The organism is Streptomyces sp. NPDC031379 (genome assembly GCF_055569615.1).
This window is the reverse complement of the sequence record NZ_JBVIIT010000001.1, coordinates 81,917-103,264: the sequence shown is the minus strand read 5'-3', so window position 1 is coordinate 103,264 and position 21,348 is coordinate 81,917. Positions and strand designations below refer to the sequence as shown.

Annotated in this window: 21 protein-coding genes and 1 pseudogene; 11 read left to right on the top strand and 11 right to left on the bottom strand. The window is 69.6% G+C overall.

Translation table 11 applies throughout. From position 1 onward, the window contains the following. Nucleotides 1-121: 121 nt before the first annotated feature. The 4 genes from ACZ5CW_RS00545 to ACZ5CW_RS00530 all read right to left on the bottom strand — a co-directional run bounded on the left by ACZ5CW_RS00545 (nucleotide 122) and on the right by ACZ5CW_RS00530 (nucleotide 2,723). Nucleotides 122-526 (bottom strand): PPOX class F420-dependent oxidoreductase, encoded by a 405-nt coding sequence (locus tag ACZ5CW_RS00545; protein ID WP_468597048.1) that lies wholly within the window; start codon nucleotides 524-526, stop codon nucleotides 122-124. A gap of 126 nt (nucleotides 527-652) precedes the next feature. After that, a complete protein-coding gene (ispF, locus tag ACZ5CW_RS00540; protein ID WP_468597047.1) occupies nucleotides 653-1,150 on the bottom strand; it encodes a 2-C-methyl-D-erythritol 2,4-cyclodiphosphate synthase in 498 nt (165 codons plus the stop codon). Next, nucleotides 1,140-1,892 (bottom strand): 2-C-methyl-D-erythritol 4-phosphate cytidylyltransferase, encoded by a 753-nt coding sequence (gene ispD, locus ACZ5CW_RS00535; RefSeq protein WP_468597046.1) that lies wholly within the window; start codon nucleotides 1,890-1,892, stop codon nucleotides 1,140-1,142. The genes ispF and ispD overlap by 11 nt, the downstream gene beginning before the upstream one ends. A gap of 348 nt (nucleotides 1,893-2,240) precedes the next feature. Further along, complete coding sequence (locus ACZ5CW_RS00530; protein ID WP_003953493.1) at nucleotides 2,241-2,723, bottom strand: CarD family transcriptional regulator; 483 nt, start codon at nucleotides 2,721-2,723, stop codon at nucleotides 2,241-2,243. Nucleotides 2,724-3,360: 637 nt separating this feature from the next. On the opposite strand from ACZ5CW_RS00530, the gene ACZ5CW_RS00525 reads away from it, so the two are divergent. Then, a complete protein-coding gene (locus tag ACZ5CW_RS00525; protein ID WP_468597044.1) occupies nucleotides 3,361-4,035 on the top strand; it encodes a copper chaperone PCu(A)C domain-containing protein in 675 nt (224 codons plus the stop codon). 105 nt (nucleotides 4,036-4,140) lie between these two features. On the opposite strand, the gene phoP is transcribed toward ACZ5CW_RS00525, so the two are convergent. Next, nucleotides 4,141-4,812, bottom strand: a complete 672-nt coding sequence (gene phoP, locus ACZ5CW_RS00520; RefSeq protein ID WP_018568744.1) for a two-component system response regulator PhoP — start codon at nucleotides 4,810-4,812, stop codon at nucleotides 4,141-4,143. Nucleotides 4,813-4,817: 5 nt separating this feature from the next. Continuing rightward, nucleotides 4,818-6,068: a two-component system sensor histidine kinase PhoR gene (gene phoR, locus ACZ5CW_RS00515; RefSeq protein ID WP_468597042.1), complete on the bottom strand. Its 1,251-nt coding sequence runs from the start codon at nucleotides 6,066-6,068 to the stop codon at nucleotides 4,818-4,820. 240 nt (nucleotides 6,069-6,308) lie between these two features. On the opposite strand from phoR, the gene phoU reads away from it, so the two are divergent. Beyond that, a complete protein-coding gene (gene phoU, locus ACZ5CW_RS00510) occupies nucleotides 6,309-6,998 on the top strand; it encodes a phosphate signaling complex protein PhoU (RefSeq protein WP_468597040.1) in 690 nt (229 codons plus the stop codon). Nucleotides 6,999-7,508: 510 nt separating this feature from the next. Continuing rightward, nucleotides 7,509-7,757 (top strand): SCO4226 family nickel-binding protein, encoded by a 249-nt coding sequence (locus ACZ5CW_RS00505; protein ID WP_468597038.1) that lies wholly within the window; start codon nucleotides 7,509-7,511, stop codon nucleotides 7,755-7,757. A 148-nt stretch (nucleotides 7,758-7,905) separates the two neighbouring features. Here the strand turns inward: ACZ5CW_RS00505 and ACZ5CW_RS00500 are convergent, their stop codons facing one another. From ACZ5CW_RS00500 to ACZ5CW_RS00490, 3 genes are all read right to left on the bottom strand, one after another. Beyond that, on the bottom strand, nucleotides 7,906-8,769 hold the full coding sequence (locus ACZ5CW_RS00500; protein ID WP_468597036.1) for a GAF and ANTAR domain-containing protein: 864 nt from the start codon (nucleotides 8,767-8,769) through the stop codon (nucleotides 7,906-7,908). Between the two features lie 189 nt (nucleotides 8,770-8,958). After that, nucleotides 8,959-11,760 carry a SpoIIE family protein phosphatase gene (locus ACZ5CW_RS00495; RefSeq protein ID WP_468597035.1) on the bottom strand — a complete coding sequence of 934 codons (2,802 nt, stop codon included), beginning with the start codon at nucleotides 11,758-11,760 and terminating at the stop codon, nucleotides 8,959-8,961. 102 nt (nucleotides 11,761-11,862) lie between these two features. Continuing rightward, nucleotides 11,863-12,615 (bottom strand): GbsR/MarR family transcriptional regulator, encoded by a 753-nt coding sequence (locus ACZ5CW_RS00490; RefSeq protein ID WP_468597033.1) that lies wholly within the window; start codon nucleotides 12,613-12,615, stop codon nucleotides 11,863-11,865. A 226-nt stretch (nucleotides 12,616-12,841) separates the two neighbouring features. Here ACZ5CW_RS00490 and ACZ5CW_RS00485 point away from each other — a divergent pair, with 226 nt between their 5' ends. From ACZ5CW_RS00485 to ACZ5CW_RS00475, 3 genes are read left to right on the top strand one after another with little or no spacing between them, the layout of a single operon-like run. Further along, nucleotides 12,842-13,513 (top strand): DUF4097 family beta strand repeat-containing protein, encoded by a 672-nt coding sequence (locus ACZ5CW_RS00485; RefSeq protein ID WP_468597032.1) that lies wholly within the window; start codon nucleotides 12,842-12,844, stop codon nucleotides 13,511-13,513. Between the two features lie 32 nt (nucleotides 13,514-13,545). After that, nucleotides 13,546-14,526, top strand: coding sequence for an ATP-binding cassette domain-containing protein (locus tag ACZ5CW_RS00480; protein WP_468597030.1), 981 nt, complete (start codon nucleotides 13,546-13,548; stop codon nucleotides 14,524-14,526). Continuing rightward, the gene (locus ACZ5CW_RS00475) at nucleotides 14,523-15,341 is read left to right on the top strand and encodes an ABC transporter permease (protein WP_468597029.1); all 819 of its coding nucleotides are present in this window, start codon (nucleotides 14,523-14,525) and stop codon (nucleotides 15,339-15,341) included. The genes ACZ5CW_RS00480 and ACZ5CW_RS00475 overlap by 4 nt, the downstream gene beginning before the upstream one ends. A 361-nt stretch (nucleotides 15,342-15,702) precedes the next feature. Here ACZ5CW_RS00475 and ACZ5CW_RS00470 read toward each other — a convergent pair whose 3' ends face one another. Further along, the gene (locus ACZ5CW_RS00470) at nucleotides 15,703-15,924 is read right to left on the bottom strand and encodes a hypothetical protein (protein ID WP_468597028.1); all 222 of its coding nucleotides are present in this window, start codon (nucleotides 15,922-15,924) and stop codon (nucleotides 15,703-15,705) included. 281 nt (nucleotides 15,925-16,205) lie between these two features. Between ACZ5CW_RS00470 and ACZ5CW_RS00465 the strand changes: the two genes are divergently transcribed. The 5 genes and pseudogenes from ACZ5CW_RS00465 to ACZ5CW_RS00445 all read left to right on the top strand — a co-directional run bounded on the left by ACZ5CW_RS00465 (nucleotide 16,206) and on the right by ACZ5CW_RS00445 (nucleotide 20,234). After that, complete coding sequence (locus ACZ5CW_RS00465; protein WP_468597026.1) at nucleotides 16,206-16,787, top strand: hypothetical protein; 582 nt, start codon at nucleotides 16,206-16,208, stop codon at nucleotides 16,785-16,787. A 422-nt stretch (nucleotides 16,788-17,209) separates the two neighbouring features. Beyond that, entirely contained in the window at nucleotides 17,210-17,512 is a 303-nt protein-coding gene (locus ACZ5CW_RS00460; RefSeq protein ID WP_468597025.1) for a hypothetical protein, read from the top strand. An 883-nt stretch (nucleotides 17,513-18,395) separates the two neighbouring features. Next, nucleotides 18,396-18,869 carry a hypothetical protein gene (locus tag ACZ5CW_RS00455; RefSeq protein WP_468597023.1) on the top strand — a complete coding sequence of 158 codons (474 nt, stop codon included), beginning with the start codon at nucleotides 18,396-18,398 and terminating at the stop codon, nucleotides 18,867-18,869. Between the two features lie 397 nt (nucleotides 18,870-19,266). After that, nucleotides 19,267-19,626: pseudogene (locus ACZ5CW_RS00450) on the top strand (tyrosine-type recombinase/integrase); the annotation flags it as partial. A 428-nt stretch (nucleotides 19,627-20,054) separates the two neighbouring features. After that, complete coding sequence (locus ACZ5CW_RS00445; RefSeq protein ID WP_468597022.1) at nucleotides 20,055-20,234, top strand: hypothetical protein; 180 nt, start codon at nucleotides 20,055-20,057, stop codon at nucleotides 20,232-20,234. Nucleotides 20,235-20,334: 100 nt separating this feature from the next. Here the strand turns inward: ACZ5CW_RS00445 and ACZ5CW_RS00440 are convergent, their stop codons facing one another. After that, a complete protein-coding gene (locus ACZ5CW_RS00440) occupies nucleotides 20,335-21,096 on the bottom strand; it encodes a phosphoglyceromutase (RefSeq protein ID WP_468597020.1) in 762 nt (253 codons plus the stop codon). Nucleotides 21,097-21,348 lie beyond the last annotated feature (252 nt).

Below are 21,348 nucleotides of genomic sequence, written 5' to 3'. Positions count from 1 at the left end.
TTGGGGGGGGGAGATAGCGCCGATTTTGCTGTCCTCTGTGACCCCCCCCCCCATCCCCCCCCCCCCCCCCCCCCCCCCCCCCCCCCCCCCCCCCCCCCCCACTACGGGGGAACGCCGCGCGTCACATCATCCCGACGACCTTGCGCGGGGTGATCCGTACGACCACGCGCTCGGCGTCGTTCACCGACGCCGGGTTGAAGTCCGCGTACTTCTGGCCCGTGTACTTCTGGCTCAGCTCACCGATGAGTTCCTGGCCGCCCTCGGTCGTCATCTCGGCGGTGCCGCGGATCTCGGCGTACTCGTAGGGCTGCTCGGGGTTCATGACGACGACCGTCACCCGGGGGTCGCGGTCCAGGTTCTTCTTCTTGCGGCGGTCGACCGTCGTGGAGAACAGGAGGGTGTCACCGTCGCGCTTCACCCAGACCGGGGACATCTGCGGGCTGCCGTCGGGCTGGAGGGTGCCGACGACGATGAACACCTTGCCGTCGAGCAGGGACTTGAGCCGGTCGGACAGGGCGGCGGACATGGGCACCTCCGGAAAGCCTCGGTCAGCGGTGACGCAGCGGTGACTCTCCGGGTACCCTCGCACGCTCTCGGCTCACCCGCACCACAAGGGCGCCTGCGTGCCGGTGCCGGCACGCCGGCCGGCGCGTCAGCCCGTGCGCACCACGAGCGCCGTCGCCACCGCCATCAGGCCCTCGTCCCGGCCCGGGAAGCCGAGGCCGTCCGTGGTCGCGCCCGAGACCGACACCGGGGCGCCGGCCGCCTCGGAGAGGAGTTTCTGGGCCTCGTCCCGGCGCTTGCCGATCTTCGGGCGGGGGCCGACCACCTGGACGGCGATGTTGCCGACGGTGAAGCCCGCCTCGCGCACGATCCGCGCGGCCTCGGTGAGCAGGGTGATCCCGGAGGCGCCCGACCACTCGGGGCGACCGGTGCCGAAGTGCTGACCGAGGTCGCCGAGCCCGGCGGCGGAGAAGAGCGCGTTGCAGGCGGCGTGCGCGACGACGTCCGCGTCGGAGTGGCCGGCCAGCCCGGGCCCCTCGCCCTCCCACTTCAGGCCGGCGCACCACAGTTCGCGGCCTTCCTCGAAGGCGTGGATGTCGGTGCCGATGCCGACCTGGGGGAGCACCGGCGACTGGTCAGAAGCCATCGTTGAGCCTCCTGCGGGCCAGCACCGCCTCGGCGAGGACCAGGTCGAGGGGGCGGGTGACCTTGAAGGCCTCCTCGTGGCCGGGGACGGCGACGACCGTCGGTCCCAGCTGCTCGACCATGCTCGCGTCGTCGGTGACGTTCTCGGTGACGGTCTCGTGGGCGCGGATCAGCGTCGCGCGGTCGAAGCCCTGGGGCGTCTGCACCGCGCGCAGCCGGGCCCGCTCGGGCGTGGCGACGACCGGCTCGGGGGCGCCCGGTTCGGCCGCGGGCTCGACCTCCTTGACGGTGTCCGCGAGCGGCAGGGCGGGCACGACGGCGGGTGCGCCGTCGCGTACGGCCTCGATGACCGCGTCGACCGTGTCGACGGGGACGAGCGGGCGGGCCGCGTCGTGGACGAGGACCACGCCGTACTCGGGGGGCAGGGCGTCCAGGCCGAGCTTGACCGACTCCTGGCGGGACTCCCCGCCGGGCACGACCAGGAAGTCGGTTCGGTCGGGCAGCGCGTGCGCGTCGAGCAGGGACTTGACCTCGGCCGCGCCGTCCGGCGGGGCCACGACGATCACGAGGGAGACATGGCGGGACGCGGCGAGCGCGCGGACCGCGTGGATGAGCATGGGCGTGCCGTTCAGCGTGCGCAGCGCCTTGGGGGCGCCCGGTCCGAGGCGTACGCCCCGGCCGGCGGCGGGAATCACGGCGGCGACGGGGGTCTGCGCGGGCGTAGGGCGCGATTCGTCAGACATCGGTTCCTGTCAGGTTTGTGTGCTCGACCTACGTGGGTATGGCCTGGAGGAGTGCCGGGCGCGACGCCTTGACCGGACCCTTTCCGTGACCCTGGTCGAGCCATCCGCCCGGGCCCGGCACGTCAAGTATCGGGGGATTCCGAGGTTTCGGGGCTTCCTCCGGGGTGTACGGCGGGCCCCGAGGTGTTCGGCGGCTCCGCCCGCAGGTGTACGGCGTGCTTCACCGGGCCCGTCCGTTTCCGGGGACGAACATGCCGCAGCGCCCGGCGACAGGTTCAGTGTCATCGGGCACCGCGGCATTTCAGTGTGCTGAGCGTGCTGCAAGCGACGGATCGCTGCGGCCGCACGTCAGGAGGCGAGCACCTCGTCGAGCAGGGCCTCGGCCTTGTCCTCGTTCGTGTTCTCCGCGAGAGCCAGCTCGCTCACCAGGATCTGGCGGGCCTTGGCGAGCATGCGCTTCTCACCGGCGGAGAGTCCACGCTCCCGCTCGCGACGCCACAGGTCACGCACGACTTCCGCGACCTTGATGACATCGCCGGAGGCGAGCTTCTCCAGGTTTGCCTTGTAGCGACGGGACCAGTTCGTGGGCTCCTCGGCATACGGCGCGCGCAGCACCTCGAAGACCCGGTCCAGCCCGTCCTGACCGACCACATCACGCACGCCGACGAACTCCGCATTGTCCGCTGGCACACGTACCGTCAGGTCACCCTGGGCGACCTTCAGCACCAAGTAGGTCTTGTCCACGCCTTTGATCTGGCGAGTTTCGATGGCCTCGATCAGCGCGGCCCCGTGATGGGGATAGACCACGGTGTCGCCAACCTTGAACGTCATGTGACAGGTACCCCTTCCGTGGCTATCCAGGGTAACACGGATACGGCGTCTTCTGAATGGCGTTTTCGCAGGTCAGGGCATATCTCGGGGCTTGACAACAGCAACCGGAACGTGCTGCGAAGGGTCTGCGCGAGCGGGTAATCGCAGGTCGGAGGGGCTCTCCGGGCGGGGCGAAACGCGTACGTTACACACCCCAGGAGGGCGCCCCAAGTGGATGAACGTCCCGATTTGTCTGGTTCCAAGCGTACGACTTCCGCTACTCCGTTCGGTGACCGGAGTCGGATGTGAGACGAATCCGGAATTGATCAACGGCGCCCGGAGGGGTGGGCCGTGATCAATTTCGGAGGCGGCCGCGCATTCCTTCATGGAAACTTTGCGGGCAGTGTCGCGAACGTCTTGCGCGAGGTCTTGGGAGCGTCTTGCCGTCGCCTTATGTGAATGACCGACGAGCGCCCGGCAATGTGGCTGCCGGGTCACCGGTGCCCACCGGGGTACCCCCACCTGGAGGGAAGCCCGGCGCTTGGGGGAGGGTCGGGTGCGGCCGCCCGGGAACGGCTCGGTAACCTAAGGCCGCTGACAGACACTTAGGGTGGCTTTATAAGGGAGCCGCCCGCGCGTTCAAGGAGAAGCCGCCGCCGTGAGCAGCAGCCTTCGACGCGGCGCCCTCGCCGCCTCCGCCATCGTCTTCTCGATCGCCTCGCTCGCCGCCTGCGGCGCCGGCAACAACTCCCAGACCCTGGAGATCAAGCCGGACAACGCGGCGACCAGCGTCGGCGACATCAAGATCCAGAACGCCCTGGTCATCACCCAGCCCGACCTGAAGTCGACGGGTCCGGCCGTGGTCTCGGGGACCGTGTTCAACTCCGGCACCCAGGCCCAGACCCTCGAGTCGATCACCGTGGGCGACACTCCCACCGAGCTGAAGCCGGCAAAGGGCCAGAGCCTGAGCATTCCGGCCGGCGGCTCGCTGGTCATCGGCGGCAAGGACAACGCCTCCGCGGTGCTGCCCAGCGGCCGCGAGGCCGTCCAGGACGGCAACACCCAGAAGGTCACCTTCACCTTCAGCAAGACCGGCGAGGTGACCCTGAGCGCCTTCGTGGTCCCGGCCACCGGCTACTTCGACAAGTGGGGCCCGAGCGACATCCCCTCCGCTTCCGCGTCCGCCTCGGCGTCCGCCACCGGCGCCCCGGGCGCGACCGCGTCCAGCAGCGGCAAGCCGGAGAAGGGCGGCAAGACGACCCCGTCGTCCAGCGCCTCCGGCGAGGCCGTCACCCCGAGCGACTCGGCCTCTCAGTCGGCCGCCGGCCACTGAGCAACGGCAGAACACGAAGGGCGGCACCCCGGTCGGGGTGCCGCCCTTCGTCGTACGCGGCTCGTCTCGTCGCAGGCGTGGAGACCACGGCTCGACGGGAGCGGTTTACGGCTCGAACTTGTACCCCAGGCCCCGCACCGTCACCAGGTACCGGGGCGCGCCCGGGTCCGGCTCGATCTTGGCGCGCAGGCGCTTGACGTGGACGTCGAGGGTCTTGGTGTCGCCCACGTAGTCGGCGCCCCAGACGCGGTCGATGAGCTGCATGCGGGTCAGGACGCGGCCCGCGTTGCGCAGAAGCATCTCCAGCAGGTCGAACTCCTTCAGGGGGAGGTCGACCTTCGAGCCGGAGACCGTCACCACATGGCGGTCGACGTCCATGCGGACCGGGCCGGCCTCCAGCGCGGCCGGGGTGACTTCCTCCGGCTCGCCGCGGCGGCGCAGCACCGCGCGGATGCGGGCGACCAGCTCCCGGGAGGAGAAGGGCTTGGTGACGTAGTCGTCGGCTCCTATCTCGAGGCCGACCACCTTGTCGATCTCGCTGTCCTTCGCGGTCACCATGATCACGGGGACGTTGGAGCGGCCGCGCAGCTGGCGGCACACCTCCGTGCCGGGCAGGCCCGGCAGCATCAGGTCGAGGAGAACGAGGTCGGCGCCGTTGCGCTCGAACTCGTCGAGTCCGTCGGGGCCGGTCGCCGCCACGGCGACCTCGAAGCCCTCCTTGCGGAGCATGTACGACAGGGCGTCGGAGAAGGACTCCTCGTCCTCGACGACGAGCACTCGGGTCACGGAAGGACCTCCGGGGCGGGAAGCGGTTCGTACGGGGATGACTCGGTGATGCCGGCCTCGTCGTCGAGGTCGGGGTGCTGCTGCGCGCGGTCGCGGGCCGCGCCCGCCTCCGGCAACCTGAGGGTGAAGGTGGAGCCCTGGCCCTCGGCGCTCCAGACCGTGACCTCCCCGCCGTGCGAGGCGACCACGTGCTTGACGATCGCGAGACCCAGGCCGGTCCCGCCGGTGGCCCGGGAGCGGGCCGGGTCGACGCGGTAGAAGCGCTCGAAGATGCGCTCCTTGTCCTTGTCCGAGATACCGATGCCCTGGTCCGTCACGGCGAGTTCGATCATGTCGCCGCCGGGCACGGAGACCCGGCGGGCGGCTATGCCGACGCGGGTGCGGGCCGGGGAGTAGTTCACCGCGTTCTCGACGAGGTTGCCGAGCGCCGCGGCGAGCTGTCCCCGGTTCCCCCACACATGCAGATCGTCCGTACCACCGGCGGCCATGGTGATCTGCTTCGTGCCCGCCTGGTGGCGGCAGCGGTCGATGGCCTCGGCGACCAGTTCGTCCACCCGGACCGGCTCGGCGTCCTCGAGGGGGTCGTCGTTCTGCACCCTCGAGAGGTCGATCAGCTCCTGGACCAGATTGGTCAGGCGGGTCGCCTCGATCTGCATGCGGCCGGCGAAGCGCTGCACGGCCTCGGGATCGTCCGAGGCGTCCATGACGGCCTCGGAGAGCAGGGAGAGCGCACCGACGGGCGTCTTCAGCTCGTGACTCACGTTGGCCACGAAGTCGCGTCGCACGGCCTCGATACGGCGGGCCTCCGTCAGGTCCTCGACCAGCAGCAGGACCAGGCGGGAGCCGAGCGGGGCCACGCGCGCGGAGACGGCGAGGGCCTCGCCGCGTCCGGTGCCGCGTCGTGGCAGATCCAGCTCGACCTGCCGTATCTCGCCGTCCCGCCGGGTGTCCCGGGTCATCTGGAGCATCGGCTCCACGGAGAGCTTGCCGCCCCGGACCAGTCCGAGGGCGTAGGCGGCGGAGCTGGCCTTGACGACGGCGTCGGCCTCGTCGAGGACCACGGCCGAGGAACGGAGCACGGACAGCACGGTGTCCACGCCGGGCGGAAGTACGGGATCGGTGTGCAAGGAAGTCCTGGTGGGTCGCTTCTGGTCGCGTTCGCTCCAGCGGAACGCCAGCATGGCGATGACGCCGGTGAGCACCCCGGCGATCGCTGCCGCTGCGGCGACCGCCGCGTTCACGTCCATGCCTCCAGGTTAGGCATGGGGTACGACATGCCCACAGCCGTCAGACTGCGACCTCGAACACTCGTCGCCCAGAGTTCACCTAGGAGCCAGTAATGGTTCATTTGGGGTGGCGGAAACGGACGCGTACGGGGCAGAACGTGGGAGCGTGGGGATCGTGGGGTTCACACCGCCGGCTGCGCCGCGCGCGAGGTGTCACGGCCCCCCGGCACCCCCGAAGCACACGTAGGAGAGGGAACCCTGATGCGGGACGCGTACCACGAGGAACTGGACTCGATCGGCGACGGACTGGTGGAGATGGCCCGGCTGGTCGGGTCCGCGATCGGGCGCGCCACGACCGCCATCCTCGATGCCGATCTGAAGCTGGCCGAGAGCGTGATCGAGGCCGACCAGAAAGTCGACGAACTCCAGCACGACCTGGAGGCACGGGCCATAGCACTGCTCGCCCGCCAGCAGCCGGTGGCGACGGACCTGCGCATCGTCGTCACGTCGCTGCGGATGTCCGCCGACCTGGAGCGGTCCGGCGACCTCGCCCAGCACGTGGCGAAGCTGGCCCGGCTGCGCTTCCCGGCGCGGGCGGTCCCGCAGGACCTGCACGCCACCATCCTGGAGATGGGCCAGCTCGCCCAGCGCCTGATGGCCAAGGCGGCCGAGGTGATCATCACGAAGGACGTCGACCTCGCGCTCCAGCTGGAGCAGGACGACGACGAGATGGACCTGCTGCACCGCACCCTCTTCCAGCACCTGATCGACGAGCGCTGGAAGCACGGCATCGAGACCGCCGTCGACGTCACCCTGCTCGGCCGCTACTACGAGCGGTACGCCGACCACGCCGTGGCGGTCGCCAAGCGTGTCGTCTACCTGGTCACCGGTGAGCACGCGGACGAGCTGCAGCAGGACATCCAGCCGGTGACGGGCGTCGAGGGCCCGTAGCCCCTCCGGGGGCGGGCGGCTCACCGGGTCCGGAACGGGGGGCGCCGGGGCTCGGAGGCCGCCCGCCGGGGCTCGGAGGCCGCCGGGCAGGGCGCGCGGGCGCCTCCGTGCGCCGTTGATGCGCCCAGCGGAACGGGCATGAAATGGGCGAGGACACCCCTGCCCAGCTTCTAGGAGGGACCCATGGCCGAATCCCCCAGCACCACGCCCGACCCCACGCAGGAGCGCGAGACCGAGCAGCCCGCCGAGATCAGGAGCCTTCCCCTGTTCGGCGCGTGCGGCTGCGGCTCGGGTTGCGGCTGCGGATGCCAGTCGGGCAACCCTTGCCAGTGCGGCTGACGGCGGGACTGCCGGTCGGCTGACGGCAGGACCGCGCGTCCGCTGACCGTACGACTGTTCGCCGGGGGCCGGTGCGAAGTGGACTCGCACCGGCCTCTCGTCGTACCGGATGCCCTTGCCGGGTGCCGGGCGCAGCATGGAGGGGAGCCGGTGAGAAGGAGGTGTGAGGCCATGGCCAGGTTCATGGACGTCCACCGCGGGATGAAGGGCATCACGGCCGACCAGCTGTTGCAGGCGCACCAGGCCGACCTCGCCATCGAGAAGGAAGAGAGCGTGCACTTCGAGAACGCCTGGGCGGACCCGGAGTCCGGCATCGTCTACTGCCTCTCCGAGGCCCCCTCGGCCGAGGCCGTCCAGCGGATCCACGAGCGCGCCGGGCACCGGGCGGACGAGGTGCACCCCGTACCTCTGTCGATCTGAGCCAGGCGCACCGCGCGGCGCAGGCCCTGCCGACCACGTGACGCGCGCCCTGTCCACGGGGCAGGGCGCGCGCCCCGGCTTCAGCTCCAGCCCCCACGGCCGGGGTGCTCGCCCGCTGTCGCGTCACCCACCGGGACCGGGTGTCGCGTCACCCACCGGGACCGAGACCGCCACCACCGCCTCGGCCGCCCGGACCGCCCCGGCCGGTACCGCCGTGGCCACCCTGTTCCGGGCCGAAGCGGAGCTTGCGGGCCAGCACCTCGCGGGCCAGCTGGCTGACCGTGCGCCCCTCGGCGAAGGCGCGGGCCCGCAACCGGTCCAGCGCCTGCTCGGGGTCCACGTCCAGCTGCACCATCACCATGCCGACCGCCTGCTGGACCTCGGTGTGATCGGCCTCGGAGGCCGCCGCCCAGAACGCCAACTCGTCCCCCGTTCCGTCCTCGGCGCCGGTGGGGGCGGTGGCCTGGATGCCCATCAGGGCGTGGGTCACCGCGTCGCGCACCCACAGCGCGGTCCGCAGATCCGGCTCCGCGAGTCCGCCCACGCGGTCGCTGTACAGGTCGATGGTGCCGATCGCGGCGCCGCCGACGCCGAGCGGCAGGGAGAACACGGCGCGGACGCCGAGCCCGACGGCCTCGTGCGCGAAGATCGGCCAGCGGCCGGCGTCGGAGCCCTGGGTGAGGTCGGCCGCGATGACCGGGGCGCCATGGTCGAGGGCGGTCTGACAGGGGCCGTCGCCCACGGTGTACTGCAGCTCGGCGACCCGGGCGGCGACCCGGTCGCTGGCGCACCAGGTGATGCGTACGCCCCTGCCACCGGAGATCGACACCGAGGAACCGGTGACCGGCAGCAGCCGTACGCACGCCTCGCACAGCGCGCCCGGAACGCGCTGGGGGCCGTCGGCGCCCCGGACGGCGGCGGCCAGCGCCCTCCTGACCCGCATCCGTGCCTCCGCGTCGGGCGGCACACGGCCACCGGCCCGCGATTCGGGCTCCCCGGGCGGCATGATCATCACCCCCAACGTGGCGCACGATCACCAACCGGCTCGCCGGGATCCAGTCGGGCCCGACCCGCCTGCTCCCGGACTACGCGGATACCGAGTTCCCCGCCCGTGGGAAGTAACTGCGCCTTTTCGCCGCAGGCCCGACATCAGCGACCGTCGCGGCCCGAAAAAGGGGTGACCCGGCCCAGCCCGCCCGGCTCACGCGTCGGGGTCGTCGAACTGGTCGAGGAGAAAGTCGACCGGCGCGTGGCTCATGGCGGCGGACGCGCCGTCGTAGAGAACCTGTTCCGCCCAGATGACCTTGCCGCGGGCCGTGTAGCGCGTTCCCCATCGCTGGGCGAACTGCGCGACCAGGAACAGCCCCCGCCCACCCTCGTCCGTGGTCGCCGCCCGCCGCAGGCGCGGCGAGGTGCCGCTGCCGTCCGACACCTCGCAGATCAGACAGCGTCCGTTCACCAGCCGCACGCCGACCGGCGGCGAGCCGTACCGGATCGCGTTCGTGACCAGTTCGCTGAGGATCAGTTCCGTGGCGAATCCGGCCTCCTCCAGTCCCCACTCCCGCATCGTCTCCCGGCACCGCGCCCGCACCGAGGGAACCACCGCCGGGTCGGACGGCACGTCCCACTCGGCCACGCGCGAGGGCGGGAACATCCGGGTACGTGCCGCCAGCAGCGCGATGTCGTCGAAGGAGGGTGACGGCTTCAGCGCGTCGATCACCGCCTGGCACGTCTCCTCCGGGGTGCGCTCCCCGGAACCGTCCAGTGCCTGGCGCAGCCTCTCCATCCCGACGTCGATGTCGTGGCTGCGGTCCTCCACCAGGCCGTCGGTGTACAGCACCAGCTGTGAACCCTCCGGCAAGGAGAGTTCGGCGGTCTCGAAGGGGTGGCCGCCCAGGCCGAGGGGCGTCGAGGCCGGGACGCCGGCGCAGGTGACCGTCCCGTCCGGACGCACCACCACCGGTTCCGGGTGTCCGGCGCGGGCCATCGTGCAGGTCCCCGACACCGGGTCGTAGACGGCGTAGAGACAGGTCGCTCCGGTCACCCCCTCCCCCTCGTGGCCGTCCGCCGCATCGCCCGCGTTCTCCTCGTTGTCCATGCGCAGGACGAGGTCGTCCAGGTTCCCGAGCACCTCGTCGACGGGGAGGTCCAGGGTGGAGAAGTTGTGCACCGCGGTGCGCAGCCGGCCCATCGTCGCCGCCGCGTGCAGCCCGTGACCGACGACGTCACCCATGACCAGGGCCACCCGAGCGCCCGGAAGCGGGATGACGTCGAACCAGTCCCCGCCCACCCCCGCCTCCGCGGGCAGATACCGCCAGGCCACCTCCAGCGCGTCCTGATCCGGCTGTGCCCGCGGCAGCAGACTGCGCTGCAGCGTCACCGCCATCGCGTGCTCCCGGGTGAACCTGCGGGCGTTGTCGATGGCCAGGGCCGCCCGCGCGGCCAGTTCCTCCGCGAAGGTGAGGTCCTCCGGCTGGAACGCCGGGGCATCCACCGTCCGGTAGAAGTTCACCACGCCCAGCGGTACGTTCCGCGCGCGCAGCGGTACGGTCACCAGCGAACGCAGCCCGCTCTCCAGGGACTTCCGGGCACGCTCCGGATCCTGTTCCCGCCAGCCGGACGCCTGCCGCAGGTCCTCCACCAGCATGACCCGTCGCTCCTGCAGCGACCGCATCTGCGGCGCTCGGCTCGAGAACGTGATCACTTCGCCCAGCGGGTACACCGGGATCATCCGCCGTTCCCCGCCGATCGCCGCCCGACGCAGATGCCGCCAGCCCTCCGCCGTGGGCTCCCACCCCTGCAGCACCGCGTCGAGCAGGTCCACGGTCACCAGGTCGGCGAACTGGGGCGTCGCGACGTCGGCCAGCTCCTGGGCCGTATGTTCCACGTCCAGCGTCGTGCCGATGCCCACCCCGGCCTCGTACAGCAGCTTCAGCCGCTCCCGCGCGACCTCGGCCCGCCCCGAGACCGCCGCCAGCTCCGTGGTGTCCCGCAGGGTCAGTACGCTGCCGCCCCGGTCGGCCTGGGGGAACGTCAGCCGTTTGTTCACCGCCAGCAGCCGGTCCCCCGCGAGATGCACCTCGTCGGTGACCTCCTCCGGCGACGACAGCAGACACATGATCGACTCCGGCAGCCCCAGCTCCCGCACCGGGCGCCCCTGCACGTCCGCCGGCAGGTCGAGCAGACGCCTCGTCTCGTCGTTGGCCAGCAGCAGCCGTCCGTCGGCGTCGGTGATCAGCACGCCTTCGCGCACCGCGTGCAGGACCGCCTCGTGGTGCTCGTACAGCTGCGCCAGCTCCGCCGGGGCCAGGCCGCGCGTCTGCCGCTCCAGCCGCCGGGCCACCAGTGTCGTTCCCGCCGTGGACAGCGCCAGCGCGGCCGCGCCGCTGCCCAGGATGATCGGCAGCTGCGGCAGCCACAGGGCCACCACGTTCTTGACCGTGATCCCGGCGGAGACCAGACCGACCACCGTTCCGCGCGCGTCGGTCACCGGGACCACCGCCTGCACGGCCGTCCCCTTGCCCGCCGGCAGCGGCGGCCCGCCGGCCTGCTCGACGACGGTACGGCCCTTCAGCGCCGGTTCGATCGTGCCGACGAACTTCTTCCCGATCTCCTGCGGGTAGGGATACGTGTAACGGATCCCTTGCGTGTTCATGGCGACGATGAAGTCCACACCCGTGCGTTTCCGCGCCTCCTCGGCCCGCGGCTGGAGCACCGCCGACGGATCACGGCTGCGCAGCGCCGCGGCCGTGCCGGGGGCGTTCGCGAACGACTGGGCCGCGACGACCGACTCGCGCCGCCCCCGTTCCACCGCGTCACGCGCCGACTGGACCACCATGGCCACCACCGCGGCCACGACCAGCAGGACCACGATGACGACCTGGAGAAGGAACACCTGACCGGCCGCGCTGCGCAGGTCCAGCAGGGAGGTCCGGCGTCGTCGCGAGCGTCCGGCGGGCGGATGACGTTCCGGGCTCCGAGGGCGCCCGGAAAATACCTCCATACACCCTTGATAACACCGCGGCGGGCAAGCCGACGCCGGTCACGTCCCGCATGCCGCCGCGCTGATGTCCCACCGGCGGATCACGGCCGGTGATGCCGCTGGTCAGCGGTCCGGACCCGGCTCGGCGGTGCCGTCCGGGGTGGTCCCGGGTTTCGTGTAGAGGACGTCGCGGGCCTGGTCCGCGGCGCGGGTGATGCTCTCGGAGACGAAGTCGAGGAAGCGGGCGATGTTCTCCAGGCGGGTGGCGGCGGGGGTCTGGGGGCCGAGGACGCCGACGCCCTGCCGTGCGGTCTCGGCGAGTTGGGCGGTGCCACGGGCGCTGGCGATCATCGACTGGTACCAGACGTCGGCGTCGACGACGTAGCGCTCGCGGCGGCGTTCGTCGCGTTCCCGGCGGACGAGGCCCTGCTCCTCCAGGAACGCGACCGCCTTGGAGATGGACGCCGGGCTGACCTGGAGGCGCTGGACGAGTTCGGACGCGGTGAGGCTGCCCGTGTCGCTGGTGAAGAGGCAGGCCAGCACGCGGGCCATCATCTTGGGCGTGCCCGATTGCATGAGGACGGTGGTGAGCGTCTCCTCGTACTCGCTGACGGCCTCCGCATCACGCCCGTGGGCCTGCGGGAGCGTCTTGCGGTCCTGGGGGGCGGTCTGCCTGCGCCGCTGGGCGCGGCGTTCGGTGGCGCGGTGGGCGAGGTCGGGGCGGTAGGCGGTGGGGCCGCCGTTGCGCATGACCTCGCGCGTGATGGTCGAGGTCGGGCGGTCGAGGCGCCTGGCGATCTCCGCGTAGGCGAGGCCGTCGGCCAGTCCCAGCGCGATCTGCTGACGTTCCTGCTGGGTGAGTCTGCCTCCCGGCATCGCGGTCTCCTTCGTATCTCCGTGGCGTCTCCAGCATAGCGTTCATGCTCAGGCGATTGCAACGCAAGGAGGGCGCCTCGTTGCGTTAAATCGCAACCTGTTGCAACGATTTAAGCACTCCCACCTGCACTGATAAGGATTAGACGCAACAAACACGTTGCCGACTCCATGAACGCAACGTAGCGTTTGCGATGTCAGAAACACCGGAGCGAACAAGGAGCCCACGATGCAGAAGTTCGACACCCCCGCCGCGGTGACCGCCGTCCTCGACATCCCCGCCGGACGCATCCAGCTGATCGCCGCCGACCGGGCCGACACCAGGGTCGAGGTCCGGCCGGCGAACGCCTCGAAGAGCCGTGACGTGAAGGCGGCGGAGCAGATCGAGGTCGCGTACGGCGACGGCGTCCTGCGGATCGCGGCCCCGCAGGCGAAGAACCGGATCCTCGGCAACTCCGGTTCCGTCGAGGTGACCGTCCAGCTGCCCGCCGGCTCCCGTGTCGAGGCGAAGGCGGCCCTCGCCGAACTCCGCGGCGTCGGACGCCTCGGCGACGTCACCTTCGAAGGCGCCCAGGCCACGGTCAAGCTCGACGAGGCCGACAGCGCCCGCCTCACCCTCCAGGCCGGCGACATCGGGATCGGCCGCCTGGGCGGCCCTGCGCAGATCAGCACCCAGAAGGGCGACATCCGCGTCACCGAGGCCGTGCGCGGCACCGTGACCCTGCGCACCGAACACGGCGAGATCTCGGTCGGCGCCGCCCGCGGAGTCTCCGCCTCCCTCGACGCCGGCACCGCCTACGGCCGCATCAGCAACGCACTCGAGAACACCGACGGCACCGCCGCCGGCCTGACCATCCACGCCACCACCGCCTACGGCGACATCAACGCCCGCAGCGTGTAATCCGCAGCCGACGAAAAAGGGGGGCACCTCTCATGACCGACCTGGCCATCGCGGCGAGCGGGCTGCGCAAGTCCTACGGCGACAAGGTCGTACTCGACGGCGTCGACCTGCACGTACCCACGGGCACGATCTTCTCCCTGCTCGGCCCGAACGGTGCCGGCAAGACCACCGCCGTCAAGATCCTCTCCACCCTGATCAGCGCCGACGCCGGCTCCGGCGGGATCCGCGTCGGCGGCCACGACCTCGCCACCGATCCGCAGGCCGTGCGCGCGGCGATCGGTGTCACCGGGCAGTTCTCCGCCGTGGACGGCCTGATCACCGGTGAGGAGAACATGCTCCTCATGGCGGACCTGCACCACCTCTCCCGTGCCGAGGGACGGCGGGTGACCGCCGAACTCCTGGAGCGGTTCGACCTGGTCGAGGCGGCGAGGAAGCCCGCCTCCACCTACTCCGGCGGCATGAAGCGCCGCCTCGACATCGCCATGACCCTGGTCGGCGACCCGCGGATCATCTTCCTCGACGAGCCGACCACGGGCCTCGACCCGCGCTCCCGGCACAACATGTGGCAGATCATCCGCGAACTGGTCACGGGCGGCGTCACCGTCTTCCTCACCACCCAGTACCTGGAGGAGGCCGACGAACTCGCCGACCGCATCGCCGTGCTCGACGACGGCAGGATCGCCGCCGAGGGCACCGCCGAGGAACTCAAGCGGATCGTGCCCGGCGGACACGTCCGGCTCCGCTTCACCGACCCGGCCGCCCACCACAGGGCCGCCACCGCCCTGCACGAGGCCTCCCGGGACGACGAAACCCTCGCACTGCAGGTCCCCAGCGACGGCAGCCAGCGCGCACTGCGCTCCCTCCTCGACCGACTGGACCACGCCGGCATCGAGGCCGACGAACTCACCGTGCACACCCCCGACCTCGACGACGTCTTCTTCGCCCTGACCGGCACCACCGGCACCACCGGCAGCGCCAACAACCCCGACCAGCCCAAGGAGACCGTCCGATGAGCACCCCCCTGGCCCCCGCCCGCCCGACCGGGCTCTCCCTCGCCCTGCGCGACTCCGCCACGATGCTGCGCCGCAACCTCCTGCACGCCCGGCGCTACCCGTCCCTCACCCTGAACCTGCTGCTCACGCCGGTCATGCTGCTGCTGCTCTTCGTCTACGTCTTCGGCGACACCATGAGCGCCGGCATCGGCGGCGGCGGTCCGGACCGCTCCGAGTACATCGCCTATCTCGTCCCGGGCCTGCTTCTGATGACCATCGGCAGCACCACGATCGGCACCGCGGTCTCCGTCTCCAACGACATGACCGAGGGCATCATCGCCCGCTTCCGCACGATGGCGATCCACCGCGGCTCGGTGCTCATCGGGCACGTCGTCGGCAGCGTGCTGCAGTCGATCATCAGCGTGGTCCTCGTCGGCGCCGTCGCCGTGGCCATCGGCTTCCGCTCCACCGATGCCACCGCCCTGGAGTGGCTCGCGGCCTTCGGACTGCTCGTGCTCTTCGCCATGGCGCTCACCTGGATCGCGGTCGGCATGGGTCTGATCAGCCCGAACGCCGAGGCCGCCAGCAACAACGCACTCCCCCTGATCCTGCTGCCGCTCCTGTCCAGCACCTTCGTCCCCCTCGACGCGATGCCGGGCTGGTTCCAGCCGATCGCCGAGTACCAGCCGTTCACCCCGGCCATCGAGACCCTGCGCGGCCTCCTGCTCGGCACCGGGATCGGCCACAACGGATGGCTCGCCGTCGCCTGGTGCCTGGGACTTGCGGTCCTCGGCTATCTCTGGTCGACCTCGAAGTTCGACGCCGACCCGAAATAACCGCGCCGCCGTGACGACGCGGGCCGACTCCACCACCGAAAAGCCCCCGCCTCGCGAGGAACTCGCGGGTCGGGGGCTCTTTTTTTGGGGGGCGTTCACCTACGTGACGGAGCTAAGCCGCCTTGTGCCGCGCCGCACGTATGCCCGAGGCGGGCTCCTGTGCGTCCTCGAGCGGCAAGGTCTCGTCTTCCCCGAAGTCAGGGGCCTGGAAGGGGTTGGTCGCCGGAGGCGGCGATGCTGCGGTGGAGCGGCTGGGTTGCCCTTCCGGGGCGGAGAACAGCGACGTCAGATCGATGAGAGGACTCTCTTTCGTTACAGGCCCCTCAAGGGGCCTGGTGTGCCGTGACCGGGCACAGCGGTCCTACAGCTTGGTCATCTTGGCGTACGGGCTCAAGATCCGCATCTGCGCCGAGCCGAAATCCACGAGCGCCGCGACTCCGTCCTCGATGCCGATCACGCGGCCGAGGCCGTACATGTCGTGCGTGACCTGATCGCCCACGGCGAAGTGCTTGGGAGCCGGTGTGACCGGGGCCTTGAAGGGGCTGGTAGGCAGATGACGCTTCGGCGCAGCAGGCTTTGTCATGGCTCAGTATGCGCCTATGTGTGTCCGGTTCGCTGTGGCCGTCGGCACAGATCCAGACCGGACCCACCGCTTCACGCCACTGACCTGGGGGTTTCGAAACCCGGGGAACCGAAATCGGACCGTGGGGCGTGGCACTCGGTACGGGCCACCAGATCCCTCGGCGCCCTCCACGGGCCGGCCATGGGCCGGGTTAGTCTCCGATCATGGCCTTGCGACCTGATGAGTTCTACGACCACGCACGTGCGGCCGCGGATGGAGAGCTTCGGCTTCCGCTGGCACGGATGACCAGCTGGGACATAAGCCCGTTCGAGCCTGACGGACTTCGCGTCGCACCGCTGCGACCACCCGTTCTGCCCGAGCCGGAACGGCACGGCGAGGACCCGGCGAACTGCGACGTGTGCCGCGCCCGAGACGAAGGCATCTGGTTCGACGAGCGCTGGCGACTGGCCCGGGTCACGGGCGTCGGCGTGCCCCTGGTGCTGATGCTGTACTCCCGCGACCACTACGACATGGCGGATCTGCCCGACGAGTTGGCCGCCGAACTGGGGGTGCTCACGACTCACATCGTCCGCCATGTGCAGGCCCTACCGCATATCTCCCGAGCCCACGTCTACCGGATCGGGGACGGGGCCGCACACCTGCACATCTGGTTCTTCGCCCGGCCCGAGGGGCAGGCCCAGCTGTATGGGTCGTGGCTGCCGGTCTGGGACGACCTGCTGCCGGAGTACCCGGCGGACGTAGCCGACGCGGACGCGGCGGCCGTCGCCGACGCCCTGGTCACCTCGTACGGAGGCCGTCGCTCGGCCACCGACGAGCAGGCAGTCCCACACTGCCCGCGCAGGTTGAAGGCCCCTGACCGGTAACTGGATCAGGGGCCTTCGCCGTGTGTGATCCCTGTTGATAACCGTGAGTTCCCGCTCCATCGGAGAGGGAGGAGGCACAGCCGCGCACAGGCGTCGGCCCGCATCCTTATCAGGTCGATCACGGGGGTCCGCCAACGTGGGCCAACCGCCCGTGCGCCTCGGCCGCTCACCCCCTGGCGTCCGGCCTCGACCGCCGCTGTTCGTGCAGCGTTGGTCGCCGTTGTGCACCCCCGCACGGCCCAGAGACGGCCCGAGCGGGGGTGCCACGGTGTGCCTCTCGATGCGAACTATGGGCACGACGGTCACTGAGGTCTACTCGGCTGGTCACACGGTCGCATGCGGCTGCTGACGGTCGACTCGGGTCGCGACGGTTGCTGTACCTCGCTGCTGTACTGCAGGAAGAGCTCTGCTTGGATCGGCCCATGATTTCTGTCGGCACACCGGACGAGACGCAAGAGAAGGCAGAGCTTGCGGTTTGGTTCGGCGGAGCTTCCTTGGCGTGCTGGTTCTGCTGTCCGTTCTGGATACTGGTCAGCTTCGTCGCGCTGCCTCTGGCGCTCGTTGGCCTGGTGCGGGCCTTTGTCGAGTACCGAGCATCAAAGACGGGGCGAGCGAACAGGGCGCGAGCAGCAGTGGGTGGCGTGTTGTCGCTCTTGGGGGCGGCAGCAGCGATCGCCTACATGATCTTTCTGGCCACCCATCCTGATCTTCCCGTCCAGGGGTAGCCGCCTCATCGGCGGCCTGTTTGGTGCGGGTCAGGCGGACGAACAGCCCCACCGCTTTAGGAGCGAGGTTAGGCGATCACAGGCGTGACCAGCGGATTACCCACCTAGGGCGGGTGCTGGCGGGACTCACTCCGGCGAACCCCAAGTCCCCGTGAGTCCCCGCCCACTCTGGCACGACAGTGGCACGGCCCTGGGCCCATGCCACGCCTCCTCGATGCGAACTATGGGCGGGGAGGTCGCTGAGGTCTCGTAGGCCCTAGTTAACGATCGTATTGAGGACGGCAAAACCCAGATAGAGCGTCAGGAAGGTGAGGCAGATGTAAAAAAAGCGCGGTTTGCCCTCATTTTTCCTGTCGAGTGCAACGAGGAACAGTAATAAGAGCACTACAAAGAATATATCTGCCACTTTGCACCTTTTCCGTTTCCCGCTTCTGCTCAATACGGCGAGGTCCGGGGCATCAGCGTTACAGAGCGTGGCCACGCCACTACGATTGCGTGAGGTCGGCGGAGTCTCAATGACCCAGTCAAGCGCGCTGCCCGGATCTTGGGGCACCAGTTTGGAAGATCGCGTATGCGGATGCGGTCTGATCTGGCAAGACGGCGAACTGCTGCTCCGTCGCGTCGCGACCGCAGTTCCCCGATGGTCCCCGCCTGGGCCCGCCGGTTCGGGCACGGGAGGGGCACGCTGGAGAAGCCTGATGACCAAGGTGTGCACGTGTGTCGGGCCGGCGTGTGCCGGACTCCGCCTTCTCGCGCGCTCAGACCCCGTCTGGTTGCTGATTTGGGCGAACGCTGCCGAGGTCAATCGTCTCGGCGGTGTTTTACAGGGGACCACGCTGTTGAGCGATTGGGGCTGTCCCTGGTGTGGCGGAGGATGGTACTCATGTGCGCTCTTTTCGACCCCCCTGAGCCTCGCCGCGTCTCGCCGGGCGAGTACCTGGTGTGGGACCAGGCTCTCGCCCTTCTGAACCGGGACCTGGCGGTGACGCTTCCCCAGCTGGAACCCCTGCAACTGTTGGCCCTTCCGGCCTACGATGCGGATGAGCCAGAGAACGTCTACGTCGCCATGGCCAACGGGGAGTGGCACGGCAATCACCTGGACCCGAAGTCACAGGACAGCCTTGCCTCTGCACTGGCGAGCGTCGCCGACGCCGCGCAGGAGACTGTCATGGAGCTTCTGTGGCAGGCGTGGCCCCTGTGCCCCGAGCATGGCCTGGGCATGCATCCAAGGGAGGATGCGCTGGAGCGACTGTTCTGGTGGTGCGCGGGAGAACGGTTGCGTCGCGGCCCGGCTCATATCCACGCGGCCGTGGGCGCACTCGACGCTTTGGGAGCGTCGATCCGTACACGGTCTTGAAAACCGTCGTGGCGCGAGTCACCGTGGGTTCAAATCCCCCCACCGCCAGGTGAACGGCCCCTGACCAGGTCTATCGGTCGGGGCCGTTCGTGTGTTCTACCCTCAGGGGGCGCCGCCATTCCCCGTGCTTCCCCCGTAGATCCGGCATGGGAGGGGCACGGCCTGCCCTGGTGCAGAATCGAGATCTGCGAAAGCCGGGTCACGCTGAGGCAGGGCTGCGTAACGTTCGACCCCGTGGCGGATGCATGGGCGATCTTGCCCTGACCATTCAAGCCTCGATGGCGTGGCGACAACGCCACGCACCACGTGACATAGACGGCCTTCGGCAGTTCCTCGGTGTGGCCGTCGACGCGATCGACTTCGCGTCGGACACGCTCCATGTGGTCCAGCAGCTCAAGCTACGTCCCTCAACGAGGAGGTGTGGAAGCGGGGACTAGCCTCGGCGGGGGTGATCCCTGAGCGGAAGCCGGGTGAGTCGTACGCCGAGTCCCGCGAGAACGGCATGCATGCGCTCCGGCACCTCTACGCCTCGGTGCTCCTCGACGCCGGAGAGAACATCAAGGCCCTCGCCGAGTACCTCGGCCACTCGGACCCTGGCCTGACGCTTCGCGTGTACGCCCACCTCATGCCGTCCAGCCAGGAACGCACTCGTAAGGCCATCGCAATCGCCTACAAAAAATCAATTCACCGGCAAATTCTCACCAATAATCCAGAATGCGAGCGAGTAAATCCAGCACCCCCTTCCGAGAGAATATAGACATCTCAAAGGAATGGAATTTAAGGCAATCCAATACAATTCAGAGAGGGCCGATGAGGGACCTCGGGGAGCTTCGGAGCAACCTCGGCAACATGCGAGCCACCTTGGGAAACCCCAGCATCACATGGGGTGTGTTCGGCCCACACGGGGTGCGTTCGCCGCGCACAGGGTGTGTTTGCATCACACGGGGCGCTTCGGGGAACTCCAAGAAATGCTGGGGGAATCGGAATCTTGAGCCGCCCCTCGCACACAATCCGTCCACGCGCGTGAACAACGCGGCATTAGCTGCACGTTTGTGTGACCGGCGACATTCATGGGAAAGTTTCGACGGCATGCGAATGCCGCCCATGCAGGGGCGGCATTCGTCTCCATTGCCGCGTCCTCAGACATCACCTTGGCAAGTGAACCGAACACAGATGGAGGGCTTCATGTTCCCACGCTCGGGTGTCACAGTCGACATCCGCCCTCGCGACCTACCGATCGCGCTCATCGGCACTGGCGGTGGCGCACTCGCTCTCTGGGCCAACGCCCCCGCCGAGATCGCCATCCCCACGGCCCTGCTGATCGTCCTCGACATCCGCATCCGCCGCTGGCGTCGCCGCGCCTGACGGCCCGACCTAGCACCTGACGGCCCACAGACGGCCCCAGGTCCCCAAAAAGCCCCTCACCCGCAGCGAAATCGCAGGTGAGGGGCTTAATCGTTCGGGCTTACTTCTTCTTGCCCTGGTTCTTGACCGCCTCGATCGCCGCCGCGGCCGCGTCCGGGTCGAGGTACTTGCCGCCGGGGGTGACCGGCTTGAAGTCGGCGTCGAGTTCGTAGTACAGCGGGATGCCCGTCGGGATGTTCAGGCCCGCGATGTCGGCGTCGGAGATGCCGTCGAGGTGCTTGACGAGGGCGCGCAGGCTGTTGCCGTGGGCCGCGACCAGGACCGTGCGGCCGGTCAGGAGGTCGGGGACGATGGCGTCGTACCAGTAGGGGAGCATGCGCAGGACGACGTCCTTGAGGCACTCCGTGCGCGGGCGCAGCTCCGGCGGGATCGTCGCGTAGCGGGCGTCGTGCGCCTGGGAGAACTCGGAGTCGTCGGACAGCGGGGGCGGCGGGGTGTCGTAGGAGCGGCGCCAGAGCATGAACTGCTCCTCGCCGAACTCGGCCAGCGTCGCCGCCTTGTCCTTGCCCTGCAGGGCGCCGTAGTGGCGCTCGTTCAGGCGCCAGCTGCGGTGGACGGGGATCCAGTGGCGGTCCGCGGCCTCGAGGGCCAGCTGGGCCGTGCGGATCGCACGCTTCTGGAGGGACGTGTGGACCACGTCGGGGAGGAGATCGGCGTCCTTCAGAAGCTCGCCACCGCGGACTGCCTCCTTCTCGCCCTTCTCGTTCAGGTTGACGTCCACCCAGCCGGTGAACAGGTTCTTCGCGTTCCACTCGCTCTCGCCGTGGCGGAGGAGGATCAGCTTGTACGGTGCGTCGGCCATGGCCTCGAGCCTACCTAAGCGGTCTGGGGGGTGCGGTCCGCGTTCAGGCCGTGGACACGCGGCGCCCCCTCCGCCACGTCCGGCGGTGGACCGGCTGCCGTGCGGGCCCGCGTGCGAGTCGGGGAGACCCCCTCGCACCGAGTGACGATTGACGGTTCCCGCTAATTGAGTGGCGCTTCCACCAACCTGGTTTGTAAGTTGTGGCGACCGCCTGAGCCGCTTACAACCGCATGCAACCGTGGGGGACTTCCG

Coding starts and splice junctions, on each gene's coding strand:
- ACZ5CW_RS00545 (WP_468597048.1), bottom strand. CDS start 526: ATGTCCGCCGCCCTGTCCGACCGGCTCAAGTCCCTGCTCGACGGCAAG.
- ispF (WP_468597047.1), bottom strand. CDS start 1,150: ATGGCTTCTGACCAGTCGCCGGTGCTCCCCCAGGTCGGCATCGGCACC.
- ispD (WP_468597046.1), bottom strand. CDS start 1,892: ATGTCTGACGAATCGCGCCCTACGCCCGCGCAGACCCCCGTCGCCGCC.
- ACZ5CW_RS00530 (WP_003953493.1), bottom strand. CDS start 2,723: ATGACGTTCAAGGTTGGCGACACCGTGGTCTATCCCCATCACGGGGCC.
- phoR (WP_468597042.1), bottom strand. CDS start 6,068: ATGGACGTGAACGCGGCGGTCGCCGCAGCGGCAGCGATCGCCGGGGTG.
- phoU (WP_468597040.1), top strand. CDS start 6,309: ATGCGGGACGCGTACCACGAGGAACTGGACTCGATCGGCGACGGACTG.
- ACZ5CW_RS00505 (WP_468597038.1), top strand. CDS start 7,509: ATGGCCAGGTTCATGGACGTCCACCGCGGGATGAAGGGCATCACGGCC.
- ACZ5CW_RS00500 (WP_468597036.1), bottom strand. CDS start 8,769: ATGATCATGCCGCCCGGGGAGCCCGAATCGCGGGCCGGTGGCCGTGTG.
- ACZ5CW_RS00495 (WP_468597035.1), bottom strand. CDS start 11,760: ATGGAGGTATTTTCCGGGCGCCCTCGGAGCCCGGAACGTCATCCGCCC.
- ACZ5CW_RS00490 (WP_468597033.1), bottom strand. CDS start 12,615: ATGCCGGGAGGCAGACTCACCCAGCAGGAACGTCAGCAGATCGCGCTG.
- ACZ5CW_RS00485 (WP_468597032.1), top strand. CDS start 12,842: ATGCAGAAGTTCGACACCCCCGCCGCGGTGACCGCCGTCCTCGACATC.
- ACZ5CW_RS00480 (WP_468597030.1), top strand. CDS start 13,546: ATGACCGACCTGGCCATCGCGGCGAGCGGGCTGCGCAAGTCCTACGGC.
- ACZ5CW_RS00475 (WP_468597029.1), top strand. CDS start 14,523: ATGAGCACCCCCCTGGCCCCCGCCCGCCCGACCGGGCTCTCCCTCGCC.
- ACZ5CW_RS00470 (WP_468597028.1), bottom strand. CDS start 15,924: ATGACAAAGCCTGCTGCGCCGAAGCGTCATCTGCCTACCAGCCCCTTC.
- ACZ5CW_RS00465 (WP_468597026.1), top strand. CDS start 16,206: ATGACCAGCTGGGACATAAGCCCGTTCGAGCCTGACGGACTTCGCGTC.
- ACZ5CW_RS00460 (WP_468597025.1), top strand. CDS start 17,210: ATGATTTCTGTCGGCACACCGGACGAGACGCAAGAGAAGGCAGAGCTT.
- ACZ5CW_RS00455 (WP_468597023.1), top strand. CDS start 18,396: ATGTGCGCTCTTTTCGACCCCCCTGAGCCTCGCCGCGTCTCGCCGGGC.
- ACZ5CW_RS00445 (WP_468597022.1), top strand. CDS start 20,055: ATGTTCCCACGCTCGGGTGTCACAGTCGACATCCGCCCTCGCGACCTA.
- ACZ5CW_RS00440 (WP_468597020.1), bottom strand. CDS start 21,096: ATGGCCGACGCACCGTACAAGCTGATCCTCCTCCGCCACGGCGAGAGC.